Here is a 4,440-nt window from a genome sequence, read left to right on the forward strand (position 1 = left end):
CCCCGTGGCCGCCAGCCGGGCCGCCAGGGCGGAGCCCACCGGCCCGGCACCGACGATGACATGGAGTTCATCAGTGCTGCTCACCGCCACATTGTCCCACGACCGACTCCTCCCGGCGCACGGTCGGGCCACGCCGGCGGGGCCATTACCCCCGTGAGGTGCCCACGAGGCCGTCGATGAGCGCTCCGACAGCCCACCGGCGCCGCTCGTCGGGACTGCCCTGGGTGAAGACGCCGACGGGAAAAGCGGCGAGCGTCGGGTGCCGGCCCGGGTCGGACGTCGCGATCGTCGCCGTGAGGTCGTCGATCTCCTGGCCGGTGCCGGACTCGCGGGCCGCCCACTCCGCGGCGCTGGAACTCGCGTACTGGAGCAGCAGATCCACACCCCAGGCCGCGGACCTCTCGTCGGCGCCCGCCGTGAGGAGCAGCCGGAGCAGCAGCTCGATCAGGTCCAGATAGTGCGGTCCGTCGGGCCACACGAACATCACCGCTCGCGCGAGCTCCCCCCGCTGAGAAAGCAGGTCCACGTAGTCGGCCATCACTCGCTGGAGGCGATCGCGCCACGGTTCGACCCCGTCCCACCGGAGATCCAGATCCGCGAGCAGACGGTCGGCCAGGAGAGCGTGGAGGACGGTGACGTTGCGGACGTAGACATAGAGCGACGCGGGCCCGGTGTCGAGCTCGGCGGCGACCTTGCGGAGTGTGAGCTTGTCGGCGCCGTCCCGCTCCACCACTCGCAGTGCCGCGTCGACGATCCCCTCCCGGGACAACGCGGCCTTCGCCGGCCGGTCTCGCCTGCTCACGGGTACTCGGGGGGTCATGACCCGACGATACCAGTGTCGATCTTGTTCGTGACGAACATGTTCGTTACGATCCTGTTCGTAACTACTCGGACGGGAGACACCATGACCACCACTGCGCCGCCTGCGCCACCACCTCTGACCGCTCGAGCGGTCTGGCTCACCCTGATCGTCGTCCTCCTCGCCGACGCGATGGACCTGATGGACGCGACGATCGCCAACGTCGCCGCGCCGTCGATCGTGCGCGAACTCGGTGTGAGCGAGAGCGTGATCCCGTGGCTCGGGGCCTCCTACGCATTGGCCCTGGGATCGCTACTCGTGGTGGGCGGACGCATCGGGGACAAGTACGGACAACGACGTACGTTCCTCGTCGGGCTCATCGGTTTCATCGTCGGTTCCGCCCTCGCCGGTCTCGCGCCTTCGGCGGCGGTACTCATCACGGCCCGCGTCCTCCAGGGGGTCTTCGGGGCGATGTTGATCCCCCAGGGCATGGCCATCATGGCGGCCACATTTCCCAAGCCGATGCTGCGAAAGGCGTTCGCTGTGTTCGCCCCGATGCTGGGCGTCTTCGCCGTCGCGGGTCCCGTGCTCGGTGGGATCCTCATCGACGCGGACGTGTTCGGCCTCGGATGGCGTCCGATCTTCCTCATCAACGTGGTTCTCGGCGGACTGGCCCTGGTCCTCGCCCTGCGGCACCTCCCGACCGTTCCCGCGCGACCCTCGACCCGGATCGATCTGATCGGCAGCGTGCTGCTGGCCTTCGCTCTCTTCGGCCTGCTCTTCGGACTCGTCACCGGGTCCTCCGACGGGTGGAACGGACTCACGATCGGGAGCACGGTCGTCGGAGTCGGGCTCCTGGGAGCGTTCGGGTGGCGGCAGGCCCGTGCGGACGACCCGCTCCTGCCCCGCAGCCTGCTCGGCAACCGTGGGTTCACCTCGGGGCTCATCGTGGGGTTGTGCGTGTTCGCGAGCTTCAGCGGCCTCATGTACGTCCTGAGCCTGTTCTTCCAACTCGGTCTCGGGTACACGCCTACCCGGACCTCGCTCCACCTGATCCCGCTGACGATCGGCATCATCATCGGGTCGGGCATAGCGAACGCCCTCATCCTGAAGCTCGGCAGGCGCCTCGTCCTCCTCGGGATGGTCGCCACGATCCTGGGCACCGGCATCCTGCTGCTGAACGTCGTCACCTCGGGTCTCGACGTGGCCTGGTGGCAGAACATCCTGGCCACCAGCGTCATCGGGATCGCCGCCGGGATCTGCTTCAACTCGGTGTTCAACACCGCCCTCGGCAATCTCCAACCCGAGGAGGCCGGCTCCGCCAGCGGCTCCCTCAGCGCCATACAGCAGATCGCGAACGGGATCGGATCCGCTCTGGTCACCACACTGTTCATCGGTGGCCTCGCACGAGGGACCGAGAGCGCGATGACCACGACGCTGATCGTCATCCTCGCGGTCACCACGCTGTGCCTCCTCGCCGTGCCGCTCCTGCCCCGCCGGGCGGTTCACCTCGAGGAATGACGGGAGAGACGTCGGAGTTCCTCCGCTCACCGCCCGGGTATCGTCGGATGGTGCCCTCATCCCCGCAGTCACCGGTGAAACTCACCGCCCGGTCCGCGGTGCTGAGTGTGCTCCTCGGTATGCACCCCGCGGAGGCGACCGCGGCGGCAATCATCGAGGTGGCCGTCCAGCTGGGATTCAAGGAGTCCGCGATGCGTGTCGCGCTCACCAGGATGGTGGCCGCGGGGGACCTCCACCGGGACAACGGTGTCTACCGCCTCTCGCCCCGCCTGATCGCGCGGCAGCGGCGACAGGAGGCCGCGCTCTCCCCCTCGTTGAGGCCATGGGACGGGCAGTGGTCCATGCAGGTGGTCACTGTCCCGGCCGACGCGGTAACCCGGGCCGCGACCCGCACCGAACTCACCGAGTCGCGCTACGCGGAGCTGCGCGAGGGCGTCTGGATCCGCCCCGACAACCTCGTCGCCCTCCACGTGGGGAGGTCCGAATTCACCGGGCGGTCCGAGGCGCTGTCGTCGCGGACCACGGTCTTCTCGTGCCGGCCGGAAGGCGACGTCGTGGCCCTCACCGAGGACCTCTTCGCCCCGGCGGAGTGGTCCGCCACGGGGCAGGCACTACTCGCCGCCGCAGATCGCGCCGACGACATGTCCGCACGATTCGAGCTCGCGGCCGCGACCGTCCGGCACATCCTCCACGATCCGCTGCTCCCCGCGGAACTACTCCCCGACGACTGGCCCGGCGAGCGGCTCAGGGAGTCGTATGACCGGTTCCGGGCCGAGTTCGGCGCGTTCGCCACCACGGCGCTCGGCGGCGGCCACTGACCGCCGCCGAACCGGGCTCACGCAGGCGGAGGCGCCGGCGTCCCCGCTGTCTTGGCGTCACCGAAGGGCTCGTCCCTGGAACGCACCGCCTCCCGGAAGCCCTCGGTCGCGGCCCTCGCCTGGAAGGCGTACCCCTCCGGGGTGTGGCGCGCGATGCCGTCGAAGACCGTGCTGATCATGCCCGAGGTGGCCACCCCCTGCGCGAGGAGCGCGCTGTTCAACGCCAGCTTGGCCATCATCAGCTGGTTGACCGGCATCTGGGCGATCCGTCCGACGAGCTCCTCGGTGCGGTCGTCCAGCTCCTCGGGCGGGGGCGCGTCGATCGCGAGCCCCCAGTCGTGCGCCTGCCGCCCCGTGATGAGGTCGCCGGTGAACAGCAGGCGCTTGGCGCGTTGGTCGCCAAGCCGGTGCGCCCACATCCCGGACGCCGGGATGCCCCAGACCCGCGTCGGCGGGTACCCGATCCGGGTGTCGTCGGCACAGATGATCAGGTCGGCGAACAGTGCGATATCGGTACCCCCCGCCACCGCGAATCCGTGCAACTTGGCCACCGTGGGCTTGTTCGCGTGCAGGAGGCTCGAGAAACCCCGGTTGAACCGACTCATCATCGCGTAGTCGACCATGGGATCCCACGTGACGCCCGGGTCGTGGTTGCGGGCCTGGACGCCCGGGTCGAGCACGGATCCTCCGGGGTCCCCCGGGGCACCGTGGGCGCCGGCTGCGTCTCGGACCATCCCCTCGGCGAAGATCGACAGGTCGTAGCCGCCGCAGAATCCCTTGCCCCGCCCGGACAGGAGGATCACGTGGACCGCCGGGTCGAGGTCGGCGCGCTCGACGGCGGACGCGAGTTCGATCGGGGTGTCGCTCGTGATGGCGTTACCGTGCTCGGGGCGGTCGAAGGTGATCCGTGCGATCGCCCCGGTCACCTCGTAGGTCAGGGTGCGGTAATCGCTGTTCAACTTCCCGTCTCCTCTGTGCCCTGTGCCGGTCCGAAGGAGCCGTGCCGCCCGGCGCCGTCGGCGAACCGGGCCGCGCCCGCGACCGCCCCGGCCTGCAGCGAGACCACCCCGTGGTCGTACTCGTTCCTGATCGCCGCCTCCTCGTCGAGCCCCTCCTGTTCCAGCAGCGACAGCCGGTCCCGTCGCATGCACTCCTGGGGGAACCGCGAGATCTCGGTGGCCAGTTCGATGGCTGCCGTCAACGCCGTGCCGTCGGGCACGACCCTGTTCACCAACCCGATCTCCAGCGCCTCCGCCGCACCGACCGCGCGGCCGGTGAGCACGAGGTCCATCGCGCGGCTCA

5 protein-coding genes are annotated in these 4,440 nt (G+C 69.7%); 2 read left to right on the forward strand and 3 right to left on the reverse strand.

All coding sequences use genetic code 11. From position 1 onward, the window contains the following. Nucleotides 1-145: 145 nt before the first annotated feature. Nucleotides 146-820 carry a TetR/AcrR family transcriptional regulator gene (locus tag G6026_RS10565; RefSeq protein ID WP_107755366.1) on the reverse strand — a complete coding sequence of 225 codons (675 nt, stop codon included), beginning with the start codon at nt 818-820 and terminating at the stop codon, nt 146-148. A gap of 84 nt (nt 821-904) precedes the next feature. Between G6026_RS10565 and G6026_RS10570 the strand changes: the two genes are divergently transcribed. Together G6026_RS10570 and G6026_RS10575 are read left to right on the forward strand one after the other, a co-directional pair. Continuing rightward, nucleotides 905-2,320 carry an MFS transporter gene (locus G6026_RS10570; RefSeq protein ID WP_182613154.1) on the forward strand — a complete coding sequence of 472 codons (1,416 nt, stop codon included), beginning with the start codon at nt 905-907 and terminating at the stop codon, nt 2,318-2,320. A gap of 50 nt (nt 2,321-2,370) precedes the next feature. Then, nucleotides 2,371-3,138 carry a PaaX family transcriptional regulator C-terminal domain-containing protein gene (locus tag G6026_RS10575; RefSeq protein WP_347238090.1) on the forward strand — a complete coding sequence of 256 codons (768 nt, stop codon included), beginning with the start codon at nt 2,371-2,373 and terminating at the stop codon, nt 3,136-3,138. A gap of 17 nt (nt 3,139-3,155) precedes the next feature. Here the strand turns inward: G6026_RS10575 and G6026_RS10580 are convergent, their stop codons facing one another. Beyond that, nucleotides 3,156-4,097 (reverse strand): crotonase/enoyl-CoA hydratase family protein, encoded by a 942-nt coding sequence (locus G6026_RS10580; RefSeq protein WP_182613156.1) that lies wholly within the window; start codon nt 4,095-4,097, stop codon nt 3,156-3,158. Further along, a partial coding sequence (locus G6026_RS17335) for an enoyl-CoA hydratase-related protein (protein ID WP_241728020.1) occupies nt 4,094-4,440 on the reverse strand: 347 nt, incomplete at its 5' end. The genes G6026_RS10580 and G6026_RS17335, both read right to left, overlap by 4 nt.

The sequence above is a fragment of the Dietzia sp. DQ11-38-2 genome, from assembly GCF_014145055.1.
Taxonomy (GTDB): Bacteria; Actinomycetota; Actinomycetes; order Mycobacteriales; family Mycobacteriaceae; genus Dietzia.

What these genes read in the sequence shown, in the direction of transcription:
- G6026_RS10565 (WP_107755366.1), bottom strand. Translation starts at nt 820, where the DNA reads ATGACCCCCCGAGTACCCGTGAGCAGGCGAGACCGGCCGGCGAAGGCC.
- G6026_RS10570 (WP_182613154.1), top strand. Translation starts at nt 905, where the DNA reads ATGACCACCACTGCGCCGCCTGCGCCACCACCTCTGACCGCTCGAGCG.